An 18,895-nucleotide genomic window follows, 5' to 3' on the forward strand; every position below is an offset into this window, starting at 1 on the left:
ATCATCATGACGAGTCTGAGCTCCTCTGTACAGCATTGGTCGCTCGCCGATCCTGACCGCCTGGCCCTGGTCTATGGACACAGCCGCATCAGCTATGGCGAACTGGCGCAGCGTACGCGCGCGGTCGCCGGCATACTGCGCGGGCGCGGCATCGGCCCGGGCGACGTGGTGGCATTGCTCATGAAAAACAGCGCGGCGTTTATCGAGCTGACACTGGCGATCGGTCATCTGGGCGCCGTCGTTCTGCCCATCAACTACCGGCTGAGCGCCGACGAAGTCGACTACATCGTGCAGCACGCTCGGGCCAAGCTGGTCTGCGTGGATGAGGAACTGGCGGAAAACGTCGGGCCGGCACCCGCCCTGGTCGTGACGCCGGAGGCTCAATACGACGCGCGCGCGCTGCAGCCGAAGGTCGAGCCCGTCACTGCGGCGCATCCGTGCACGCCGGAAGATATGTTCCGGCTGATGTATACCTCTGGAACGACGGCGCGCCCCAAGGGCGTGATTCACACCTATCAGAATTTCTATTGGAAAACGCTGGACCACATCTGCGAGTTGGGCCTCACGCGTCAAGACCGTCTGCTTGTGGTGGGACCGCTCTATCACGTCGGCGCGTTCGATTTGCCAGGGATGGCACTGCTGCTGGTGGGCGGGTCAATCACGGTTCTGCGGGATTTCGACGCAGAGGAAGTCCTCGCCGCGATCCACGCCGAACGGCTGACCGGCGCATGGCTTGCGCCCGTGATGCTTAACCGGCTGCTGGCGTTAAGAAACCGCGGTGACTTTGACGTCACGAGCCTGCAGTGGGTCATCGGCGGCGGCGAGCGCACACCCGCCGAACGGATTCAAAGCTTCAAAAGCCTTTTTACGCACGGGCGCTATATCGACGCCTATGGCCTGACGGAAACGTGTTCCGGCGACACCATGATGCAGGCCGGCAAGGAAATCGAAAAGATCGGCTCGGCCGGACGTGCACTGGCTCACGTCGATATCGAGATCCGCGATCAGGAAGGCCGCGCCTTACCCGCCGGCCAGATTGGCGAGATCTGTCTGCGTGGTCCCAAAGTCACCCGGGGCTATTGGCAAGATCAGCAGCGTACCGAGGCAAGCTTCTTTGGCGATTGGTTCCGCTCTGGCGATATGGGCTACCTGGATGAAGACGGATTTCTGTTCCTGGTGGACCGCAAAAAGGACATGGTCATTAGCGGCGGTGAAAACATCGCGTCCTCCGAGGTTGAGCGCGTTATCTATCAACTCGACATCGTGGAAGAAGCAGCCGTCATCGGGCTGCCGGACGAGAAATGGGGCGAACGAGTCGTGGCGGTCGTGGTCCTGCGCGACGGCGCGAGCCTCACGCTCGAAGACCTGCAAGCGCACTGCCGGGGCAAGCTGGGTGGATTCAAGATTCCTAAACAGCTGATCATCACGGACGCCCTCGCGCGCAACCCTTCCGGCAAGGTTCTCAAGCGCGTGTTGCGAGATCAACTCAGTCAATCCACTTCATAAACCCAGATTCGAATCACGCCCGCGGCGTCCGGGGGTCGACGCCTTAAAAAAACAGGAGACAAGCATGATTCAACGACACAAAGAGGCGCCTGCCCTACCGCAACGCCGTAAATGGATCCAGGGCGCCGCTGCGCTTGCCGGCATGTCGGCCATCGGCGTGCCGGCAATGTCGTTTGCGCAGAACAAACCCATCCGCGTCGGTATGCCGACCATTCTTTCGGGACGGGTGGCTCAACTGGGTCTGTCCTCGCGCAACGCGGTGATGCTGGAGATCGACAAATTCAACGCAGCGGGCGGCTTTAACGGCCGCAAGATCGAAATGGTCGTGCGAGACTCCAAGGGGCAGCCTCAAGAAGCCGCGCGCGTGGCGCGCGAGCTGGTCAATAGCGACGGGTGCGAGCTGCTGCTGGACGCCGAGGCTTCATCGGGCGCGTTTGCCGTGCACGAAGTCGCCCGAGATTTGGGCGTGTTCTGCATCCACACCAACTCGGAAACCTCGTCGCTGACAGCCGATCCCAAGCTACGGATACCTAATGCCTTCCGCTGCGCGCGACAGGGCATACACGACGCGATCGTCGGTGGCGCTTATGCGGCGAACGTGGCAAAGGCGAAAGGCCTGACACGCTGGATGAGCTGCTCGCCCGACTACGCCTATGGCCGCGACACCACGGCTGAATTCTTCCAATACGCCAAGCATTTCAACAAGGACATCGAGCTCACGGGCGAGGTCTGGGTCAAGCTGTTCCAAGCTGACTACAGCGAAAGCATCACGCGCCTGCTGCAAGGGCGTCCGCAAGCGGTCTACTCGTGCCTGTGGGGCGGCGACCTGAGCTCATTCATCGATCAGGGCAGCATTTATGCTTTATTCAAGGACCGTCAGTTCTTTGCCGTGAATATGGCCGACTACACCGTGCTCTCGGTCGTAAAGAACGTGCCGCCCGACTTGCATTCCGGCAACCGCTATCTGCGCAATGTGCCTGATACCGAGGCAAATAAGGCATGGTCCGATGCCTATCAGGCGAAATTTAAGGAACTGCCAACGAATTGGGCATGGCAAAACGCCCTGGGAATTAACTTCCTGACCGCCGCCATGAAGAAGGCCAATAGCGCCGACGGCGCAAAGCTGGCCGATGCGCTGCGAGGCTTGACCATCGACACGCCCTTTGGCACGAATGGCACGGTAACGATGCGCGCCGAGGACCAGACCATTATCGACTACGCCGATGCTTGGGGACTGCTGCAAAACAAAGAGCCCTACATGCCAAATCCCGTGCTGGGCGACTGGAAGCAGATCATCGAGCTTGAAAACGAGTGGAAAAAGAGCAAGGGCTGGGGCTAAGCCGTTAAACGCCTAGAGACCGGTCGCGCCTTAGCGTGTGGCCGGTCAGCCTGTTGCGCCATTGCACCCACGGGAGACTCGCTTGAACCCCAATGAACTCTTTGAATGCGTGACATCGCTTTCTTGCATCGTCACGCAGACAAGCACGGGCCTGATCGTCGGCGCCCTGCTCTTTCTCGTTGCTACCGGCCTGACGTTGATATTCGGCGTCTTGGGCGTGATCAATTTCGCGCATGGTTCCCTTTACATGTTGGGTGCCTACCTGGGACTGACGGGCTATCGCATGACTGACAGCTATCTGGCGGCGGTAATGATCGCGGGCGTTGGCGTGGGCCTGTTCGCGCTAATCTTCGAACGCTTCTTCATGCGGCGCGTGTATAACGCCGATGTCCTGATGCAGCTGCTAGTCTGCTATGCGTTCATCTTGATACTGGACGATGCGGTCAAACTGATCTGGGGCGCTGAGTTTCAGTCCATGGGGATGCCGGAAGCCTTCCAAGCGCCGCCACTATTCATTGGCGGCGGCATTGTGCCGGTGTTCTACCTGGTGCTCATCGGGGCGGCTGCCCTGATTGCGCTGGTGCTCTGGACCGTCCTGACCAAAACCCGCACGGGGAAAATCGTGCGCGCGGCCGCCCATAACCCGACGATGACGTCCGCGCTGGGACTGAACACCGGCCTGATCTACGCGGGTGTCTTCGCCTGCGGCGGTTTACTGGCCGGCGTCGCCGGTGCGCTTGCCGCGCCGGTACGTTCGATGTCGCCGGGCATGGGGTTTTCGATCCTCATCGAATCTTTTATCGTCACCGTGATCGGCGGCATGGGTTCAGTCAGCGGCGCGCTGGTCGGCGCCCTGCTCATCGGTCTAGTGCGTTCATTCGGCTCGATCGGATTCCCCAGTTTTGTCGAGGGCGTCATGTTTATCGCCATGGCCCTCATACTCGTCTTGAAACCCAGTGGGCTGATGGGTCGGGAGCCACGAGCATGATTCGAAATCAAACATTCGGACGAGACATCCTGTGGGCGGTGCTGGCTTTAGGCATTCTGCTCGCAATCCCCTTGTTAACCACGTCACGTGTGACGCTGGACTTCTTGATCCGGCTGGCTGCTTTCGGGGTGTTCGCCACGTCACTCAATATCCTGATCGGTTACGGCGGGCTGGTGTCGTTCGGGCATGCCATGTTCTTCGGGGGCGGCGCGTACGCGTTTGGCTTGTTGATGCAAAAAGGTGGCACGTCGATCCCGCTTGCGATGCTGGGCGCCGTAGTATTTTGCGCGCTGCTCGGGCTGGTGGTGGGTGCCATCTGTGTGCGCCTGAAGGAAATCTACTTCTCGTTCCTCACGCTTGCCTTCGCCATGCTGCTGCATAGCGTGATTCTGTCGTGGATATGGCTCACGGGGGGCGACCAGGGCTTGATGGGGGGCATCCCGCGGCCAGTGTTCCTGGGCATCGACCTATCCAAGACCACTTCACTGTATGGGTTCGCTTGCGTGGTAGGCGTAGTCAGTTTGCTGTTGATGCGCGCGATCTTGCAATCACCCTTTGGGTATACCTTGCGCATGGTGCGCGACAACGCGGATCGGGCGCGGTTCCTGGGGATTGATGTTTGGAGGGTAAAGCTTTACGCCTTCATCATCGCCGCCGCATTCGCCGGCATCGCAGGCAGCATCATGGCCTTGTTTGTCTCGGGAGCCTACCCCGAATTCGCCTACTGGACGATGTCGGGCGAGGCAATATTCATGATCATGATGGGCGGCATCCACGTATTTCTTGGACCGGTGGTGGGCGCTGCGCTTTTGCTGCTGTTTAACGACCTGGTGACGCGATTCACCGAGCTGCATGGCCTGGCGCTGGGCGTCATCGTGCTGGTGTTCGCCCTGGGCTTTAAACGCGGTATCAGCGATTTTGTCGCGCAGTTTTTGCGTAACCTCAGGAATAAGCGAGTCTCGCCATGAGAGAAACATCGGTCAGTCTTGTCACAGGCGGCGCGAGCGGCATCGGCCTGGCATGCGCGCGCAAATTGCTCGAACGCGGCGACCGGGTAGTCGTGGCGGATCTGCCCGGGTCCTGGCGCGCAGACCTCGCGCCCGCGGCGGCCTTTTATGCGTGCGATGTCACTGACGAAGCCGCGCTGCGTACGTTGGCCGACCGCATCGAGAGCGAGCGGGGCCCCGTCGATGTGTTGGTCAATAGCGCTGGCATCATCCAGCCCAAGCTCACGCCCGAAAAACTCGGGATGGAACTGTGGGACCGCGTCATTGCCGTGGATCAGCGCGGCACGTATCTATGCTGCGCCGTGTTCGGCGCGCGGATGGCCGCGCGCGGTCAGGGCGCGATCGTCAATATCGCCTCGATCACAGGCTCACGTTCGGTGCCATTGCACGCCTATGCGCCGGCCAAAGCAGCCGTCATTTCGATCACGCAATGCCTGGCCACGGAATGGGGTCGCTCAGGCGTGCGCGTCAATGCCGTGTCTCCTGGCTATACGCTCACCCCGGCCTTGCAGGCGGCAATCGATCGCGGTGATCGCAATGTCGATGAACTGGCGCAACCCACGGCGCTCGGCCGCATGGTCGAACCGCGCGAGGTGGCCGATGCGGTGGCGTTTCTGGCGTCCGCGCAGGCCTCGGCGATTACCGGTGTGGATTTGGCCGTCGATGCCGGCTGGCTGGTGGGGGCCCCGTGGCAAACCTATGGTGGCGTGCCGGCTGCCCGAAACGAAGGAGATGGCACATGCTGAAAGTCGAGCATCTGAAGAAATCCTTTGGCGGTGTCGTCGCCACAGCCGACATTAGCGCCCATTTTCCGAAAGGGTCATTGACGGCCGTCATCGGACCTAACGGCGCGGGCAAGACCACTTTTTTCAACCTTATCTCAGGCGCCATTGCTCCGGACGCTGGTCGTATTCTGCTCGAGGGCCAGGATATCTGCGGGCTACCCAGCAGCGAGATCGTGCAACGCGGTATCGGACGCGCCTTTCAGGTGTCCAAACTCTTTAAGACACTGACAGTCGAAGAATCGCTGCGCGGCGCGCTGATGTCACCTTTGGGCAAGTCGACGCAACTCGCCGGCCGTTTTCCGCTGGCGCAAACGCGCGACCGCGCCTATGAGGTCATGGAGCAGTTAGGGCTGACGAAAAAGGCCAATGTGGTCAGCGGTAACCTGTCTCACGGCGACCAGAAACTGCTGGACGTCGCACTGGCGCTGGTGCTCAAGCCCAAAGTACTGCTGCTCGATGAGCCGGTCGCCGGCATGGGCCCGGAAGAGCGGGAACAGATGATCGAAACCGTCTATGGCCTGTGGAAACAAGGCGGATTGACCGTCGTGCTGATCGAACACGACATGGAAATCGTATTCCGGATCTCGCAGAACATCTATGTGCTGTCCTATGGCAGCGTGCTGGCACAAGGCACGGCCGATGACATCCGCAACAATCCCGCGGTCATCGAAGCCTATCTGGGTACGCCGCAGGAGGTACTAGTATGACCGCTCCCCACCCAAACGCTACGCCGGTCCCCGTGGACACGGTGCTGAATGTGCAGGGCATCGACGCCTGCTATGGCAGCAGTCAGGTGTTGTTCAACATGTGCTTGAACGTGCGCAGAGGGGAAACCCTGGCGCTGCTGGGCCGCAACGGCGCAGGCAAAAGCACGACCATGAAATCGATTGCCGGCGTGGTCGCGGCCCGCTCGGGCAGCATCGAGCTGTTGGGCAAACAAGTCCGCGGCCGCGCGCCGCACGCGATCGCGCGGCTGGGCATCGGTTTCGTGCCCGAAGACCGTCAGATCTTTCCCGATCTGACGGTGGAAGACAATCTCACAATCGCCATCAAGCCCAGTGCGGATGGCCAGACTGAATGGACGCTCCAGCGTGTCTATGACATGTTGCCGCTCTTGCAGCCACTGCGACACCGGTTGGGCGGCCAGCTATCCGGCGGCGAACAGCAAATGCTGACGGTGGGGCGCGCTCTGATGGGCAATCCCAGCGTCTTGCTGCTGGATGAGCCGAGCGAAGGACTCGCCCCCATCATGGTGCAGAAAATCGGCGCCTTGATTCAAACCTTACGCGCGCGCGGCACCACCATCGTTCTAGCCGAACAGAACCTGCAGTTCTGTCTGGGCTTGGCGGACCGCGCGGTAGTTATCGATAAAGGCAAAGACGTGTTTTGCGGCAGCATTGCCGAGCTGAATCAGAACGAGGACATCAAACACAGGTATCTGTCCGTGTAACTAGACGGACGCTGCCAGCCTCCCATTTTCAGATTGGACCCGCCATGCTTGCTTGCCCTGCGTCGGACATTTCCACACCGCCACTTGCTGGCACACGCGTACTGATCTCCGGTGCGGCCGGCGGGATCGGCGCAGCCACCGCGCGCCTGTGCGGCGCCTTCGGCGCGCGACTGACGCTGACTGACATCGCGCCACCCGCCCGACTGGAGGCCATCGCCCACGGACTCCCTGGCGTGGACGCCGTAGAACGATGTGACGTCAGCGACCGCGCTGCTGTCGACGACTTGGTGCGCCGGCATGGTCCTTTTCAAGCGCTCGCCGACACGGCAGGCATCTGCCCTTACGACGAGGACTGGATGGACCCCGACTGGAACGAAGTCGAGTTCATGCGCGTGATGCGGGTCAATGTGCTCGGTCCCATCAACCTGGTGCGCGCGGTTATGCCGGCAATGATGGAGCACGGGTACGGGCGCATCGCGCTGTGTGGATCGATTGCCGGATGGACTGGAGGACTGCGCGCGGGGCCGCACTACGCCGCCTCCAAGGGTGGAGTGCACGCGCTGGTGCGATGGTTTGCTCAACGCGGCATGCCGCATGGCGTGACGGTCAACGGTGTGGCTCCGGGCCCGGTGTCCTCGGGCATGACCGAGGGCCATGGCTACGATGCTCAGGCCTACCCAATGAAACGCATGGGCCAACCGGAAGAGATTGCCGGTGTGCTTGCGTTTCTGTGCTCGCCTGCCGCCTCTTATCTGGCCGGCACGATGGTAGACGTCAATGGCGGCACTTACCTGCGCTAGTCTTTTTTCTTCACGGACGCGATCGCGAGGAGCGTATATGTTCAAGGTAGTCACGTTGCTTAAACGCCGCCCTGGCATGAGTGTGCAAGACTTTCAACGCGTCTGGCTGCATGACCATGCCGCGCGTGCCGCGCAAGTGCCGGGGCTGCGTTGCTATGTTCAATCTCATACGCTGCTACAGGGCTATGTCAAAGGCGAACGCATCTATGACGGCATCGGCGAAATGGTGTTTCATTCGGAAGATGCCTATCTGGCCGCGCGCAATTCGGACGTGGCACAGCGCGCCCAGCGCGACTTAGCCGAATTCACAGATACCGCCCAAACCGTCATCATGACGGTGGACGTCCATGTCATCGTCGATGGCGCGATTCCCCGGGACGGCGTCAAGAATGTCGAGTTCGTCAACTGTCGCCCGGGCATGGACCTCACCGCGTTTCGCCGCTATTGGCGCGAACACCACGGCCCGCTTGCATCGGGCATCCCCGGCATGCGCCGGTATGAACAGAATCATCTTCGCTTGGCGGAATACGCGGACGGCTCAACGCCACGTTACGATGGCCTGGCCATCACCTGGTTCGACTCCACGGCGGACATGAAGCAAGGCGCACAGACCGAGGTCTACGCACGCACACGGGCCGATGAAGCCCGCTTTCTGCCCGATGGGCATCTGCCCTTTATCGTCACGCGCGAGCACGTGATCGTCTAAGCATCCGCTTCTGGCCTGCGGCGCACGCGCCCCCGCGCTTTACGCACCCGTCGCTTGCCCTAAGCCAGACAATCCCTGCGTGATAAGCTTGCGATACGCCTCGATCACCCAGTCCGGCACTTCGCTGTCTTGGCTGTCTCCTGTGGTGGCATAGCGGCCCAGATATAACCGGGCGCCCATCAGCACAAAGGCTACGACTTCCAGCTCTTGTTCGGTGAATCCGCGGATCTCGCCACGCTCGCGGCCCTTGTGGAAAAAGCGTAAGTAGCCTTCCATCACCATCTCAAGATGGGCTTGATAGGCCTTGGGCGCGAAGCTGGGCGCCTCGTTCAGAATGCGAAAGAAATGCGGGTGCGTCTTCAGAAAAGAAAAAAAACCCCGAAAACCCAGCACCTCGCGCTCGATCAACGTCTCGCCCTGGCGTGAACAATGGCCGACGTGTTCCAGCATGCTGCTACCCAAAGCGGGCAATAGCTTGTCCAGGATATCCTGGCGCGATTCGAAATGGTTGTAGAACGTCCCCTGCGCCACGCCCGCACGCTGCGTGATCAGCGTGATGGAGGCGTCCTGGTAGCCGCGCTCGCCCACGATCTCGCCAGCGGCGTTAAAAAGCGCCTCGCGGATCAGCCGCGCCCGCTCATTACGCGAGCCGCCTTCACGCCAATCCGGCACGGTTGGCGCCGGGTTCGGGGGTTCACCTTGTTTTTTGGGACGACCGGGGGTAGCCATAGATCTAAATGAATAATGATTCGTAAGTCATTTATCTTGACTGAGCCTGCCAGGATGGTCAACCGAGGCTTAGTCGTTTTGCCAGCTGGGCAGGCCCACCTTGCCACCCGAAATCGACAGGCTTGCTTCGTGACACCTTTCGCGCAAATCCTCACCCAGCGAGCGGATCGATGAGGGACTAAACCGCGCCGCCACACCGACTGCGCTGATTGCCATCACCGCGGTTCGATTTTCATCCAGAATCGGCGAGGAAACCGTGGTGATGCCTTTGACGAAATGTCCTTCATCGGTCGCATAACCGATCTCGCGTACGCGCTGCACATCCCGCATATAAGCTTCGAAACTCGGCCCATCCTCCCATCGCAATGTGCTTAGCTGCGTGCGAAGTTCGGCAGGCGTGAGGTTCGAATACGCGGCCATGCAGCGCCCCAGCGCAGCGATGTACAGGGGCAGACGCTGCCCGATGCTCATATGTACCCGCATGGTCGATCCGCTCTCGGCCAGGTCCACCAGGACCACCCGATCATTGACGGTGCGCTGCCATAGTGTGGTCGTGACGCGGTGACGGTTGGCCAATTCCTGCAAGTGAGGCTTGAGCAGGCGGACGTAGGAAGCCTGTTCTAATGAGCCCTTGGCCAGTTCCACCAAGCCCAGGCCCATTCGATACGTCTTCGTATCCTCGTCGAATGTGACCAGACGCTCTTGAACCAGCGTTTTCAAAAGGTTGAAGCAGGTGCTGGAATTCAGACCCAGATCGCGGGCGATGCGCGTGACGCCCAATGGCGTGGGGGCGCTCGACAGATGGCGCAGAATGCGCAATCCGGCGCTCAAGGCCCCTACCCTTTTTTCCGTCGCGACGAGCGCTTCAGCCATACCTATCACACCTTGTGCCTATGTGAAACCGGCAGACCGGGCGCGCGCTAGGCACCACCCGGGACATTGATTCTGCACGACATGAGCCGCGGATTTTACCGCCCTGGCTTCAGACGATAAGACGCCATGCGCCGCATCGTCATCCCGGTTCTATGCCGCGAACGGCGTAACAAGTGCATCCAGCGCCCACACGTCGCTGCCTTTGACCGCCAGCGGGTTGATTTCCAATTCTTTTATCGGCTGCTGCACGAACCAATCGCACAGTTGCGCAATACGCCGGGCGATGGCCGGGATGTCGGCGGGTGGCTTGCCCCGGTAGCCGTCAAGCAAGCGCGCAATGCGCAACCCGCGCAGCATCTTTTCGATATCCGTCGCCGATAGCGGCATCAGCCGTGTCACCACATCGGGCCACAACTCGGCCTCGACCCCGCCTCGCGCCAAGGTCAGAACTGGCCCGAAGCGATCGTCCACCCGCAATCCCACTAGCAATTCATGATCGAAGGGCACCATCTCCTCTACCAAGACGCCCTGCACTGGGACACCCAGGTTTCTGCCCGTGTCGCCGAGCCGCTGTAGCGCTGTCTGCAATGCGGCGGCATCGCGGATCGGCAAGATGACGCCACCCGCATCGCTCTTATGCAGCAATTGCCGGGATTGCAACTTCGCTACGAGGGGATACGGCAGTTCCATGCTGGACTCCGCGCCGGCAGTGCGGACGGACGATGCCGCGTCGGCTCCGACCGGTAACGGTGGGACATCCGCTGTGCGGAATTCGCCATCAACCCACAATCGCCCGCGCGGCAAGGCAATAGCCTCGCATTGCCCCAGCCACTGCTTGCCCTCCCATTCGGATATCGCCTCCCCGGCCCCACGCCGCGCAACCGGCGCTGGTATGGCCGGAAGCGCGCTCGCAGCGCGCTGCGCCTCGCGAGCTTGCAAGGATTGCGCAATCGCGCGCATGGCTTGAGGAATATCCAGGAACACCGGAATGCCATGGGATTCCAGCGCTTGAATGCTCTCATCGAGTGCGCCGACCCACACGACGATGATAGGGCAACGTATATCGCGCCGCGCATCCGACAGCTCGCGTACGAAGACGTCAGCGATGCTGTGCATCATGCCGATAAAGAGCACGATGCCGTCGATGCCGGGATCGGCGGCCAGCGCCCGAAAGGCCCCGCCAATCACGGCGGTATCCTGCAATACGTTCCCGGTGATGTCCAGCGGATTGGCCGGGTGCACGAAAGCCGGCAGCACTGGCGTCAGCGCCTGCACCGTGGGGGCCTCCAAAGACGGCAAACTCAGCCCAAGCGACTCGCAGGCATCGGCGATCAACACACCCGCGCCGCCAGACACGCTCATGACAGCCAGTCGGCGACCTAAGGGCGTGGCGCGATGCAAGAATATGCGCGCCGCGTCCATCATTTCGGTCAGGCTATCGACGCGCAACGCGCCATATTGATTCAGGCAGGCGTCGTACAACGCGTCATCCCCGGCCAGTGCGCCCGTATGCGAGGCCGCCGCAGCCGCGCCGGCTTGCGATCGCCCCGACTTGATCGCAATCACCGGTTTGCCGGCGCGCGCCGCTCGCTGCAAAGCCTGGCGGAAGGCCTCGGGCCTGCGCATATCCTCGATATACACCCCGATGACTTCCGTATTCGGGTCCGTGACGAGGTAATCGACCGCCTCGGCCGCGTCTACATCGCCTTCGTTGCCCGTGGTGATCCACTGACCTGCGCCGATGCCCGAGCGCAGCACGATGTCTAACCAATACGCGCCCAGCGCCCCGCTCTGACTCACAAAAGAAAACCGTCCGGAACGTAGCGGTGTAGTCTCCAGCGCGGTGGTAAACGAGGCGATCAAGCCTGTATGGCCGTTGATGACGCCCAGGCAATTGGGACCCACGACGGCCACGCCGTGCTCTCTTGCGAGTGCGCTTAGCCGTTCCTGCATCGCGCGCCCTTCGGTACCGAGTTCGGCAAAGCCTGAAGAAAACACCACAAACGCCTTGACCCCGGCCGCGATGCCTTCACGGACGATACCTTCGACATGCGCGCTTGCGGTGCCGATAATGGCTAGATCGACGGGCTGCCCGATCGCGGCTAGCGAGGGATAGCAAGTCAGCCCTTGCACTTCGCTGCGCGACGGGTTCACCGGATACAGCTTGCCGCGATAGCCGCTGCGCAACATGTAAGCCAGGGGTCTGCCGGAAATTTTGGATGCATCCGCGCTGGCGCCGACAACGGCAACGCTTTGCGCGTTGAGAATACTGGCCAGCCGCGACCTCGGTTGCGGCGCGTTCTCTGCCATAGACAAATCGGGCGATGCAGTAATAGCGGACACAGGACCTCCTTTGGTTTACTGCGCAACAGTCCGGTTAATTATTCTTATAAACGAATTGTATTTCCATTGATGATGCGATGCACAGGAATTTACCGAGCGTAAACCCTATATTCAGGGTGATTTAACGATGCTAAATTCGCTATACAGAATTTTATTTATATTTTAGAGACAGCCAGATGAGCCTGAATTTCGCCTTCTCCCCTGAGCATGAGGCCGTGCGCGACACGGTCCGTCGGCTGTGCAGGGACGAACTCGCGCCGCTAGTCGCCACGGCCGAGGAGACAGAATCGTTTCCTCGCGACGTCTTCAAGCGCTGGGGGGAACTAGGGCTTTTCGGCGTGCGGTATCCCGAGGCCGATGGTGGCAGTGGCTTGGACAAGGTCAGCGACTGCATCGTCCGCGAAGAGCTCAGCTATCTGAGTCAGGCATTCGCCACCAGCTGGTCGGCGCATTCGCATCTGGGCATCTGGCCGATCTGGAAGATCGGCACTCCCGCGCAAAAAGCGCGCTATTTCGGCCCCGCCCTCGCCGGCGAAAAAATTTCAGGGTTTGGCCTGAGCGAGCCCGATGGCGGCTCCAACATCCGCGCCATGAAGACACGCGCGGAAAAGGTAGATGGAGGCTGGAAACTCAATGGCAGCAAGCTCTACATCACGAATGCGCCTTTCGCCGACTTTCTGCTCGTGGCGGCGCGCACCTCTCCGGACCTCACACCGCAGGCTATCAGCCTCTTTATTGTGGATTTGCCGAACGCTGGTTTTGATATCCATAAACTGCGCAAGGAAGGCATTCGCGCATCGGAAACTGGGCTCATTCATATCGAGGACGCATTCGTGCCCGACGACTGCCTGCTAGGCGAAGTCACGGGCACCTATCCCGTGATTCTGGAGTGCTTGAGCGAAAACCGTGTTGGTGTCGCCGCCAACGCGCTAGGCATGGCGCGCGCAGCGCTGGATGCGGCACAAAGCTACGCGCAGGATCGCATCGTGGCCAATAAACGCATTGGCGACTACCAGGCCGTCGCCCACAAACTCGCCGACATGGCCGCCGAAGTGGAGGCCGCGAAATGGATGGTTTACTACGGCGCATGGCGCGTCGATCAGGGCAATCTGGATAGCGCCACCGCGGCCAAGGTCAAGCTGATCGCCACCGAAGCGGCCGTGCATGTCAGCGAACAGGCCATACGCATTCTCGGGGGCGCCGGGATCATGTCCGAGTATCCCGTCGGGCGCATCCACCGCGATGCGCTGGTGTATGTCATCGGCGAAGGCACCAGCGACATTCAGCGCAATCTGATCGCGCGCGGCATGGGGTTCAAGCCATGAGCATGCACGCCTACATCACCGGGGCTTACGACACCGCGGTTGGCGAGCTGCCGGGCAGCAGCTGCATGGCGTTGCATGCCGAAGCGGCCATCGGCGCGATTCAAGACGCCGGCTTGTCGCTCAACGACATCGATGGCGTGTTGTGCGCCTATTCATTCACAGAGCCGCACTTGATGCTGGCGTCGGTATTCTGCGAATACCTGGGCATCCATCCGGGTACCTGCTTCGCCATCCAGGCAGGAGGTGCGAGCGCGTGCATCATGATCATGCAGGCCGCCGCGCTAGTCGCCAGCGGGCAATGCAAGCATGTGCTGGTGGTGACGGGTGACAACCGTCTGACAGGCATGTCACGCGATGGCGCGGTGGCGGCATTGGCCGAAGTCGGTCACCCCCAATTTGAACGTCCCTTTGGCATTAGCGTGCCCGCGGCTTATGCGCTGGTCGCCCAGCGTTATATGCACGAATACGGCGTCACGCCAGAACAGCTTGCTGCCATCGCGGTGGAACACCGCCGCCATGCCGGCCGCCACCCCAAGGCCCACGTGCGCAAGCCCTTGACCGTCGAGGATGTACTGGCCTCCAAACCCATCGCCGAGCCGCTGCGCATGCTGGACTGCTGTTTGATTTCCGATGGCGGCGCGGCGTTGGTCGTCAGCAGCGCCGAGGCGCGCCACGACTGTGCGAACAAGCCCGTAGAAATCCTTGGCGCGGGCCAAGGCCATACGCACGAGCATATTGTCATGGCGCCCAGCCTGGTGGATTTCGGCTGCAAGGCCTCGTCGGCCGCTGCGTTCGCGCGCGCTGGCGTGTCGCCTCGCGATATCGATGTGGCGCAGATCTACGACTCCTTCACCATCACGCTGGCGGTGGAGCTGGAGTCCATAGGCTTTTTCCAATGCGGCGAGGCAGGTCTGGCCGCCGCAGCCGGACAGCTGGGCCTGGGCGGCTCGCTGCCTTGCAATACGCACGGCGGACTGCTGTCCTATGGACACTCTGGCGCGGCCGGCGGCATGTTTCACGCGGTCGAAGCGGTGCATCAATTGCGCGGTCATGCACAAGACCGTCAAGTCCCCGATGCGCGCCTGGCCTTCGTCCATGGCGATGGCGGGATTTTGTCGGCGCATTGTTCCCTCGTTCTAGGAGCCTGACATGTCGCTGCCCCCATCGCGTCCCCTGCCCCGCCCCGACGCCCAAACCCGTCCGTTCTGGGAAGGCTGCGCGCAAGGCGTGCTGCGCTTTCAAACCTGCGCGGCTTGCGGCAGCGTACAACGCGTACCACGCGCGCTTTGCGAGCATTGTCAAAGCGACGCGCTGAATTGGCGTGCCTCGGCCGGCATTGGCAAGGTGCTCTCTCTCACCACTGTGCACCGCGCCCCGTTACCCGCTTTCAAGGCGATGGCGCCGTACGTCATCGCGATCGTGGACATGGACGAGGGGTTTCGCTTGATGGTCAATGCCACTGCCGAAGCGGCCAAATCGATCGCCATCGACGCCAAGGTGCAAATCGGCTTCATCGATGTCGAAGCGTCGGTGCTGCCGATCGTGCAGCACGTCATCCGAACGGGAGAGGCATGATGACTGAAACTGTCGCGGACCCCATCCTGTTCGAGCACTTCACGCCCGGCGCCTCCCTAGGCACCTGTACTGAAACCTACGACGCGACACAGGTCCAGCGATGGCGCACTCTGTTTGGCGATACCGAGGCCGACGGCGCGGGCGGCTTTGCTGAACAGGCGAGTATCGCGACCATCATGATGATGCGCGCGTATCTGCATGTGGTCGCGCCGCGTCCACCCGGCAACATCCATGCAGGCCAGAAACTGCATATGCAGTCTTTACCCAAGCCCGGTGAGACGGTCACGCTTGCCGTGCGTTGTCTGGACAAAACGCTAAAACGCGACCGACGTTTCGTCGTGCTCGGCGTAATCGGCGAAGGGGCCGATGGCCGCGCGGTTTTCTCTGGCGAACTGACCTTGATATGGGCAGCGTAATGACCTCCTTTCCTTCTCACCGGCTACAGCCCGCCCGACTGTCCGTCACCGCCGACGCCATACGCACCTATGCCGAGCTGACGGATGACTTCAACCCGCTACACCTGGACAGCGCATTCGCCGCGAAGACGCCGATGGGTCGCGTGATCGCGCATGGCACGATGTCGCTATGCCTGTTGTGGCAATGCCTGCACAAGAACTTCGACGCCACAAGGCTCGCGCAGTCCCATCTCGATATCCGATTTCTAAAACCGGTTTTCATCGGCGAGACACTGCACGCCAGCGGCGAGCTCGCGCCCGGCACCTTGGAGGCCAGCGAGTCGCCTGCCCCGCGCGGCTGGCGGGTCTGGGTACGCGGTGACGATGATCAGGATCGCTTGGCAGGCGTTTTGCATATTCCCGGATGACGCGCGCGGCCCGCGTGAGGCCGCACCCCGCAACACCGTAGAACAAGCACCAATATCAGGAGACAACTCATGAAGCCGTTCTATCGTTCCGTCGCGCTTTCCCTGGCTGGTTTCACGTTGTGCGCGGCCAGCGCGCATGCGCAGTCGCTGCCGGATGGCAAACAGATGCGCATCATCGTGCCCTACTCGGCTGGTGGCACCTCGGACATTCTGGGGCGCAAGCTGGCCGAGCAGCTCAGTCAGCGGCTGGGCCGCACTGTCATTGTCGAGAACCGCGCGGGCGCTGGGGGCACCATCGGCACGGATGCCACCGTGCGCTCGGATCCGGATGGCACCACCATTTTGCTGCACAGCGGCGCCATCGCCACCGAGCCGGCCATCAAGGCCAAGCTACCCTACGATGTCACCACGGACCTGAGCGCCGTCACAACGGCTGTGCGTGGCCCGTTCGCCTTGCTGGTCAACAATGACCTTCCCGCCAAGACGGTGAGCGAGCTGGTCGCGTATGCCAAGGCCAACCCCGACAAGGTCAACTACGGCACGCCGGGCATTGGCACCTCGGTGCATTTCGCCAGCGAACTTTTCAAGTCCGCCTCCAAAGCCCCCCTGACGCACGTGCCCTATAAAGGCGCCAGCGCCGCGCTCACCGGACTGATTGGCGGCGAGGTCCAGGTTGTCATCGACCCGCTGTCGACGGCCAAAAAATTCGCCGAATCAGGCAAGGTCCGGGCGTTGGCCATCACCACCAAGGACCGCAGTGATTTGTGGCCGGGGATGACCACGGTCGCCGAATCGGGTGTGCCGGATTTTGACTCCGCGGTCTGGTATGGGCTGTATGTACCCGCGAAGACCCCCGCCGACACCGTCAAATCATTAAATGAGCATTTCGTCGCCATTTTGAAGTCGCGCGAGATGGAAAAATGGCTAAGCGCGGAAGGCCTAGAGGCCGTAGGCAATACGTCGAAGGCGTCGCAGGAACAATTGAAGTCCGACATAGAAACATGGAAGGCGCTCGCTCAAAAGGCAGGCATTCAGCCACAACAGTAGCAAGACGCACGGCAAGCGGATGCAGACGGGTTATCTAGACGAACCCGTCTGCACTTGGAAATGTCCAGTTTCAAAAGTCGAAAAATGCAATAAAATGATGGCTTCGAGGGCGATATTTGGGTATCGAGCCTCAAACTTCGACAAATTGTTGGATTCGATGCTACGCCCCGGCCAACCGGATTTGCATGTCAGCACCATAAAGCTTTCGGTGGGGCTGGTTTGTGCACTCTGCAATACGCTTCCCCTCTACCTATGTGCGAGCCAACTAGGCATCGGGTTGAGCTCTCTTCAATGGGTCTACCTTGTCGTAGGCGCCGTCGCATTTTTTGCGTTTACCGGCTTCAGGCAGATCGTGTCGGCCCGACATGTCTGGTGGATGCTGCGCGCGGGAATCCTGCGCTGGCTGCGGGTGTTGTTTGTCGTTGTACTGTGCGTTGTTTTCTTAAGAGATCAGGCCATTGATGTATACCAAGCGAGAAAACTGATTCTCTGGTGGTGCGCGGCCACCCTGCCCCTGCTGATGGTCTGTCTGGCTTTTGGCCGCAGAGCCATTTTTCGCTTCAATAATTTGCCATCGAATCGGCGCAAAGCCGTGTTCTTTGGCTTTGGCCCTTTGGCCAGTGTTTTGTACAAACGCTTGCGCCGATCGCCCATCCTGGGCATTGAAGTGGTCGGCTATTACGCGGCCGAACCGGTGCCCAGCGCTTCGGGAGACGACGAAGTGCCACCCTATCTGGGTCCGCACGAAGCAGCCTGGCCGCGTATTCACGCGTCGGAATTCGATATGGTGATCGTTCAGCCTGACGGCTACTACGATCAACCATTGAGCCAGCAGCTCTTCAACGCTTTAAACGATTCGACCGCGGCCATCTACATGGCGCCAGAAACGCGTTGGACCACGGACGTCACCCAAGCCGGTTCAGAATTGGCTGGCATCCCACTGCTTGCGATCCATGACACTCCGATCTTTGGTATGGCGCGGATCTTCAAGCGCGCCCTCGATCTGCTGATCGCCGGCCTGGCGGTGGTGGTGCTCTCACCGGTGATGCTGGCAGTTGCCATCGCTATCCGTCTGGATTCTCCCGGCCCTGTTTTGTTCCGGCAGGCGCGCTACGGCGCGCGCGGTCAGCCTATCAACGTTCTCAAGTTCCGGTCCATGTATGTTGGCGAACCTCGTCAGGATGTCCCGCAGGCCACGCGTGACGATCCGCGTGTGACCCGAGTGGGGGCTTTCCTGCGCCGGACCTCGCTGGATGAGCTGCCGCAGCTGTTCAATGTGCTGGGCGGATCAATGAGCCTTGTCGGACCACGCCCGCACGCGGTCGCGCACAACGAAGCTTACCGCCACCAGATTATTGGCTACATGCTCAGGCACAGTATCAAGCCCGGCATCACGGGATGGGCGCAGGTCAACGGCCTGCGTGGTGAAACGGACACAGTGGACAAGATGCAGCGCCGGATCGAATATGACCGCTATTACATCAAGCACTGGTCTGGCTCTACATCATAAACGGGGGACGACCAGCATTCATTAGACTTGTTTTTGCGAAGAACCTGTCTAAAGGAAACAATGCTGATGTCCCCTATCGATTCTATCCT

General features: G+C 60.8%; 19 protein-coding genes. 16 read left to right on the top strand and 3 right to left on the bottom strand.

Annotated features, from left to right (window positions below; genetic code table 11):
• Positions 1-6 precede the first annotated feature (6 nt).
• From GOQ25_RS05505 to GOQ25_RS05545, 9 genes are all read left to right on the top strand, one after another.
• Positions 7-1,506, top strand: a complete 1,500-nt coding sequence (locus tag GOQ25_RS05505) for an AMP-binding protein (protein ID WP_160349451.1) — start codon at positions 7-9, stop codon at positions 1,504-1,506.
• A 64-nt stretch (positions 1,507-1,570) separates the two neighbouring features.
• Positions 1,571-2,845 (top strand): ABC transporter substrate-binding protein, encoded by a 1,275-nt coding sequence (locus GOQ25_RS05510; RefSeq protein ID WP_160349452.1) that lies wholly within the window; start codon positions 1,571-1,573, stop codon positions 2,843-2,845.
• A gap of 82 nt (positions 2,846-2,927) precedes the next feature.
• Positions 2,928-3,833: a branched-chain amino acid ABC transporter permease gene (locus GOQ25_RS05515; RefSeq protein ID WP_160349453.1), complete on the top strand. Its 906-nt coding sequence runs from the start codon at positions 2,928-2,930 to the stop codon at positions 3,831-3,833.
• Positions 3,830-4,801, top strand: coding sequence for a branched-chain amino acid ABC transporter permease (locus GOQ25_RS05520; protein WP_160349454.1), 972 nt, complete (start codon positions 3,830-3,832; stop codon positions 4,799-4,801). Before GOQ25_RS05515 ends, GOQ25_RS05520 begins: the two co-directional genes overlap by 4 nt.
• Positions 4,798-5,586: an SDR family NAD(P)-dependent oxidoreductase gene (locus GOQ25_RS05525; RefSeq protein ID WP_160349455.1), complete on the top strand. Its 789-nt coding sequence runs from the start codon at positions 4,798-4,800 to the stop codon at positions 5,584-5,586. Before GOQ25_RS05520 ends, GOQ25_RS05525 begins: the two co-directional genes overlap by 4 nt.
• On the top strand, positions 5,580-6,332 hold the full coding sequence (locus tag GOQ25_RS05530; protein ID WP_160349456.1) for an ABC transporter ATP-binding protein: 753 nt from the start codon (positions 5,580-5,582) through the stop codon (positions 6,330-6,332). The genes GOQ25_RS05525 and GOQ25_RS05530 overlap by 7 nt, the downstream gene beginning before the upstream one ends.
• Positions 6,329-7,075 (top strand): ABC transporter ATP-binding protein, encoded by a 747-nt coding sequence (locus GOQ25_RS05535; RefSeq protein WP_160349457.1) that lies wholly within the window; start codon positions 6,329-6,331, stop codon positions 7,073-7,075. Before GOQ25_RS05530 ends, GOQ25_RS05535 begins: the two co-directional genes overlap by 4 nt.
• Positions 7,076-7,119: 44 nt before the next feature.
• The gene (locus tag GOQ25_RS05540; protein WP_160349458.1) at positions 7,120-7,875 is read left to right on the top strand and encodes an SDR family NAD(P)-dependent oxidoreductase; all 756 of its coding nucleotides are present in this window, start codon (positions 7,120-7,122) and stop codon (positions 7,873-7,875) included.
• Positions 7,876-7,912: 37 nt separating this feature from the next.
• The gene (locus tag GOQ25_RS05545) at positions 7,913-8,581 is read left to right on the top strand and encodes an EthD domain-containing protein (RefSeq protein WP_160349459.1); all 669 of its coding nucleotides are present in this window, start codon (positions 7,913-7,915) and stop codon (positions 8,579-8,581) included.
• Positions 8,582-8,620: 39 nt separating this feature from the next.
• Here the strand turns inward: GOQ25_RS05545 and GOQ25_RS05550 are convergent, their stop codons facing one another.
• The 3 genes from GOQ25_RS05550 to GOQ25_RS05560 all read right to left on the bottom strand — a co-directional run bounded on the left by GOQ25_RS05550 (position 8,621) and on the right by GOQ25_RS05560 (position 12,493).
• A complete protein-coding gene (locus tag GOQ25_RS05550; RefSeq protein ID WP_160349460.1) occupies positions 8,621-9,310 on the bottom strand; it encodes a TetR/AcrR family transcriptional regulator in 690 nt (229 codons plus the stop codon).
• 69 nt (positions 9,311-9,379) lie between these two features.
• The gene (locus GOQ25_RS05555; protein ID WP_160349461.1) at positions 9,380-10,183 is read right to left on the bottom strand and encodes an IclR family transcriptional regulator; all 804 of its coding nucleotides are present in this window, start codon (positions 10,181-10,183) and stop codon (positions 9,380-9,382) included.
• A 150-nt stretch (positions 10,184-10,333) separates the two neighbouring features.
• The gene (locus GOQ25_RS05560) at positions 10,334-12,493 is read right to left on the bottom strand and encodes an acetate--CoA ligase family protein (protein WP_160349470.1); all 2,160 of its coding nucleotides are present in this window, start codon (positions 12,491-12,493) and stop codon (positions 10,334-10,336) included.
• Positions 12,494-12,702: 209 nt separating this feature from the next.
• Between GOQ25_RS05560 and GOQ25_RS05565 the strand changes: the two genes are divergently transcribed.
• The 7 genes from GOQ25_RS05565 to GOQ25_RS05595 all read left to right on the top strand — a co-directional run bounded on the left by GOQ25_RS05565 (position 12,703) and on the right by GOQ25_RS05595 (position 18,806).
• Entirely contained in the window at positions 12,703-13,851 is a 1,149-nt protein-coding gene (locus GOQ25_RS05565) for an acyl-CoA dehydrogenase family protein (protein ID WP_160349462.1), read from the top strand.
• The gene (locus tag GOQ25_RS05570) at positions 13,848-14,999 is read left to right on the top strand and encodes a thiolase family protein (RefSeq protein ID WP_160349463.1); all 1,152 of its coding nucleotides are present in this window, start codon (positions 13,848-13,850) and stop codon (positions 14,997-14,999) included. The genes GOQ25_RS05565 and GOQ25_RS05570 overlap by 4 nt, the downstream gene beginning before the upstream one ends.
• A gap of 1 nt (position 15,000) precedes the next feature.
• Complete coding sequence (locus GOQ25_RS05575; protein WP_160349464.1) at positions 15,001-15,426, top strand: Zn-ribbon domain-containing OB-fold protein; 426 nt, start codon at positions 15,001-15,003, stop codon at positions 15,424-15,426.
• Positions 15,423-15,842: a hypothetical protein gene (locus tag GOQ25_RS05580; RefSeq protein ID WP_236844497.1), complete on the top strand. Its 420-nt coding sequence runs from the start codon at positions 15,423-15,425 to the stop codon at positions 15,840-15,842. Before GOQ25_RS05575 ends, GOQ25_RS05580 begins: the two co-directional genes overlap by 4 nt.
• On the top strand, positions 15,842-16,249 hold the full coding sequence (locus tag GOQ25_RS05585) for a MaoC family dehydratase (RefSeq protein WP_160349465.1): 408 nt from the start codon (positions 15,842-15,844) through the stop codon (positions 16,247-16,249). Before GOQ25_RS05580 ends, GOQ25_RS05585 begins: the two co-directional genes overlap by 1 nt.
• A gap of 69 nt (positions 16,250-16,318) precedes the next feature.
• Complete coding sequence (locus GOQ25_RS05590) at positions 16,319-17,296, top strand: tripartite tricarboxylate transporter substrate binding protein (RefSeq protein WP_160349466.1); 978 nt, start codon at positions 16,319-16,321, stop codon at positions 17,294-17,296.
• Positions 17,297-17,315: 19 nt separating this feature from the next.
• A complete protein-coding gene (locus tag GOQ25_RS05595; protein WP_236844498.1) occupies positions 17,316-18,806 on the top strand; it encodes an undecaprenyl-phosphate glucose phosphotransferase in 1,491 nt (496 codons plus the stop codon).
• The last annotated feature ends 89 nt before the right edge of the window (positions 18,807-18,895 follow it).

Source organism: Bordetella sp. 15P40C-2 (genome assembly GCF_009763235.1).
Classification (GTDB): Bacteria; Pseudomonadota; Gammaproteobacteria; order Burkholderiales; family Burkholderiaceae_B; genus Bordetella_A.

Excerpts from the sequence above, each read along its gene's own strand:
- GOQ25_RS05505 (WP_160349451.1), top strand. The coding sequence starts at position 7 with ATGACGAGTCTGAGCTCCTCTGTACAGCATTGGTCGCTCGCCGATCCT.
- GOQ25_RS05510 (WP_160349452.1), top strand. The coding sequence starts at position 1,571 with ATGATTCAACGACACAAAGAGGCGCCTGCCCTACCGCAACGCCGTAAA.
- GOQ25_RS05520 (WP_160349454.1), top strand. The coding sequence starts at position 3,830 with ATGATTCGAAATCAAACATTCGGACGAGACATCCTGTGGGCGGTGCTG.
- GOQ25_RS05525 (WP_160349455.1), top strand. The coding sequence starts at position 4,798 with ATGAGAGAAACATCGGTCAGTCTTGTCACAGGCGGCGCGAGCGGCATC.
- GOQ25_RS05530 (WP_160349456.1), top strand. The coding sequence starts at position 5,580 with ATGCTGAAAGTCGAGCATCTGAAGAAATCCTTTGGCGGTGTCGTCGCC.
- GOQ25_RS05535 (WP_160349457.1), top strand. The coding sequence starts at position 6,329 with ATGACCGCTCCCCACCCAAACGCTACGCCGGTCCCCGTGGACACGGTG.
- GOQ25_RS05540 (WP_160349458.1), top strand. The coding sequence starts at position 7,120 with ATGCTTGCTTGCCCTGCGTCGGACATTTCCACACCGCCACTTGCTGGC.
- GOQ25_RS05545 (WP_160349459.1), top strand. The coding sequence starts at position 7,913 with ATGTTCAAGGTAGTCACGTTGCTTAAACGCCGCCCTGGCATGAGTGTG.
- GOQ25_RS05550 (WP_160349460.1), bottom strand. The coding sequence starts at position 9,310 with ATGGCTACCCCCGGTCGTCCCAAAAAACAAGGTGAACCCCCGAACCCG.
- GOQ25_RS05555 (WP_160349461.1), bottom strand. The coding sequence starts at position 10,183 with ATGGCTGAAGCGCTCGTCGCGACGGAAAAAAGGGTAGGGGCCTTGAGC.
- GOQ25_RS05560 (WP_160349470.1), bottom strand. The coding sequence starts at position 12,493 with ATGGCAGAGAACGCGCCGCAACCGAGGTCGCGGCTGGCCAGTATTCTC.
- GOQ25_RS05565 (WP_160349462.1), top strand. The coding sequence starts at position 12,703 with ATGAGCCTGAATTTCGCCTTCTCCCCTGAGCATGAGGCCGTGCGCGAC.
- GOQ25_RS05570 (WP_160349463.1), top strand. The coding sequence starts at position 13,848 with ATGAGCATGCACGCCTACATCACCGGGGCTTACGACACCGCGGTTGGC.
- GOQ25_RS05575 (WP_160349464.1), top strand. The coding sequence starts at position 15,001 with ATGTCGCTGCCCCCATCGCGTCCCCTGCCCCGCCCCGACGCCCAAACC.
- GOQ25_RS05580 (WP_236844497.1), top strand. The coding sequence starts at position 15,423 with ATGATGACTGAAACTGTCGCGGACCCCATCCTGTTCGAGCACTTCACG.
- GOQ25_RS05585 (WP_160349465.1), top strand. The coding sequence starts at position 15,842 with ATGACCTCCTTTCCTTCTCACCGGCTACAGCCCGCCCGACTGTCCGTC.
- GOQ25_RS05590 (WP_160349466.1), top strand. The coding sequence starts at position 16,319 with ATGAAGCCGTTCTATCGTTCCGTCGCGCTTTCCCTGGCTGGTTTCACG.
- GOQ25_RS05595 (WP_236844498.1), top strand. The coding sequence starts at position 17,316 with ATGCAGACGGGTTATCTAGACGAACCCGTCTGCACTTGGAAATGTCCA.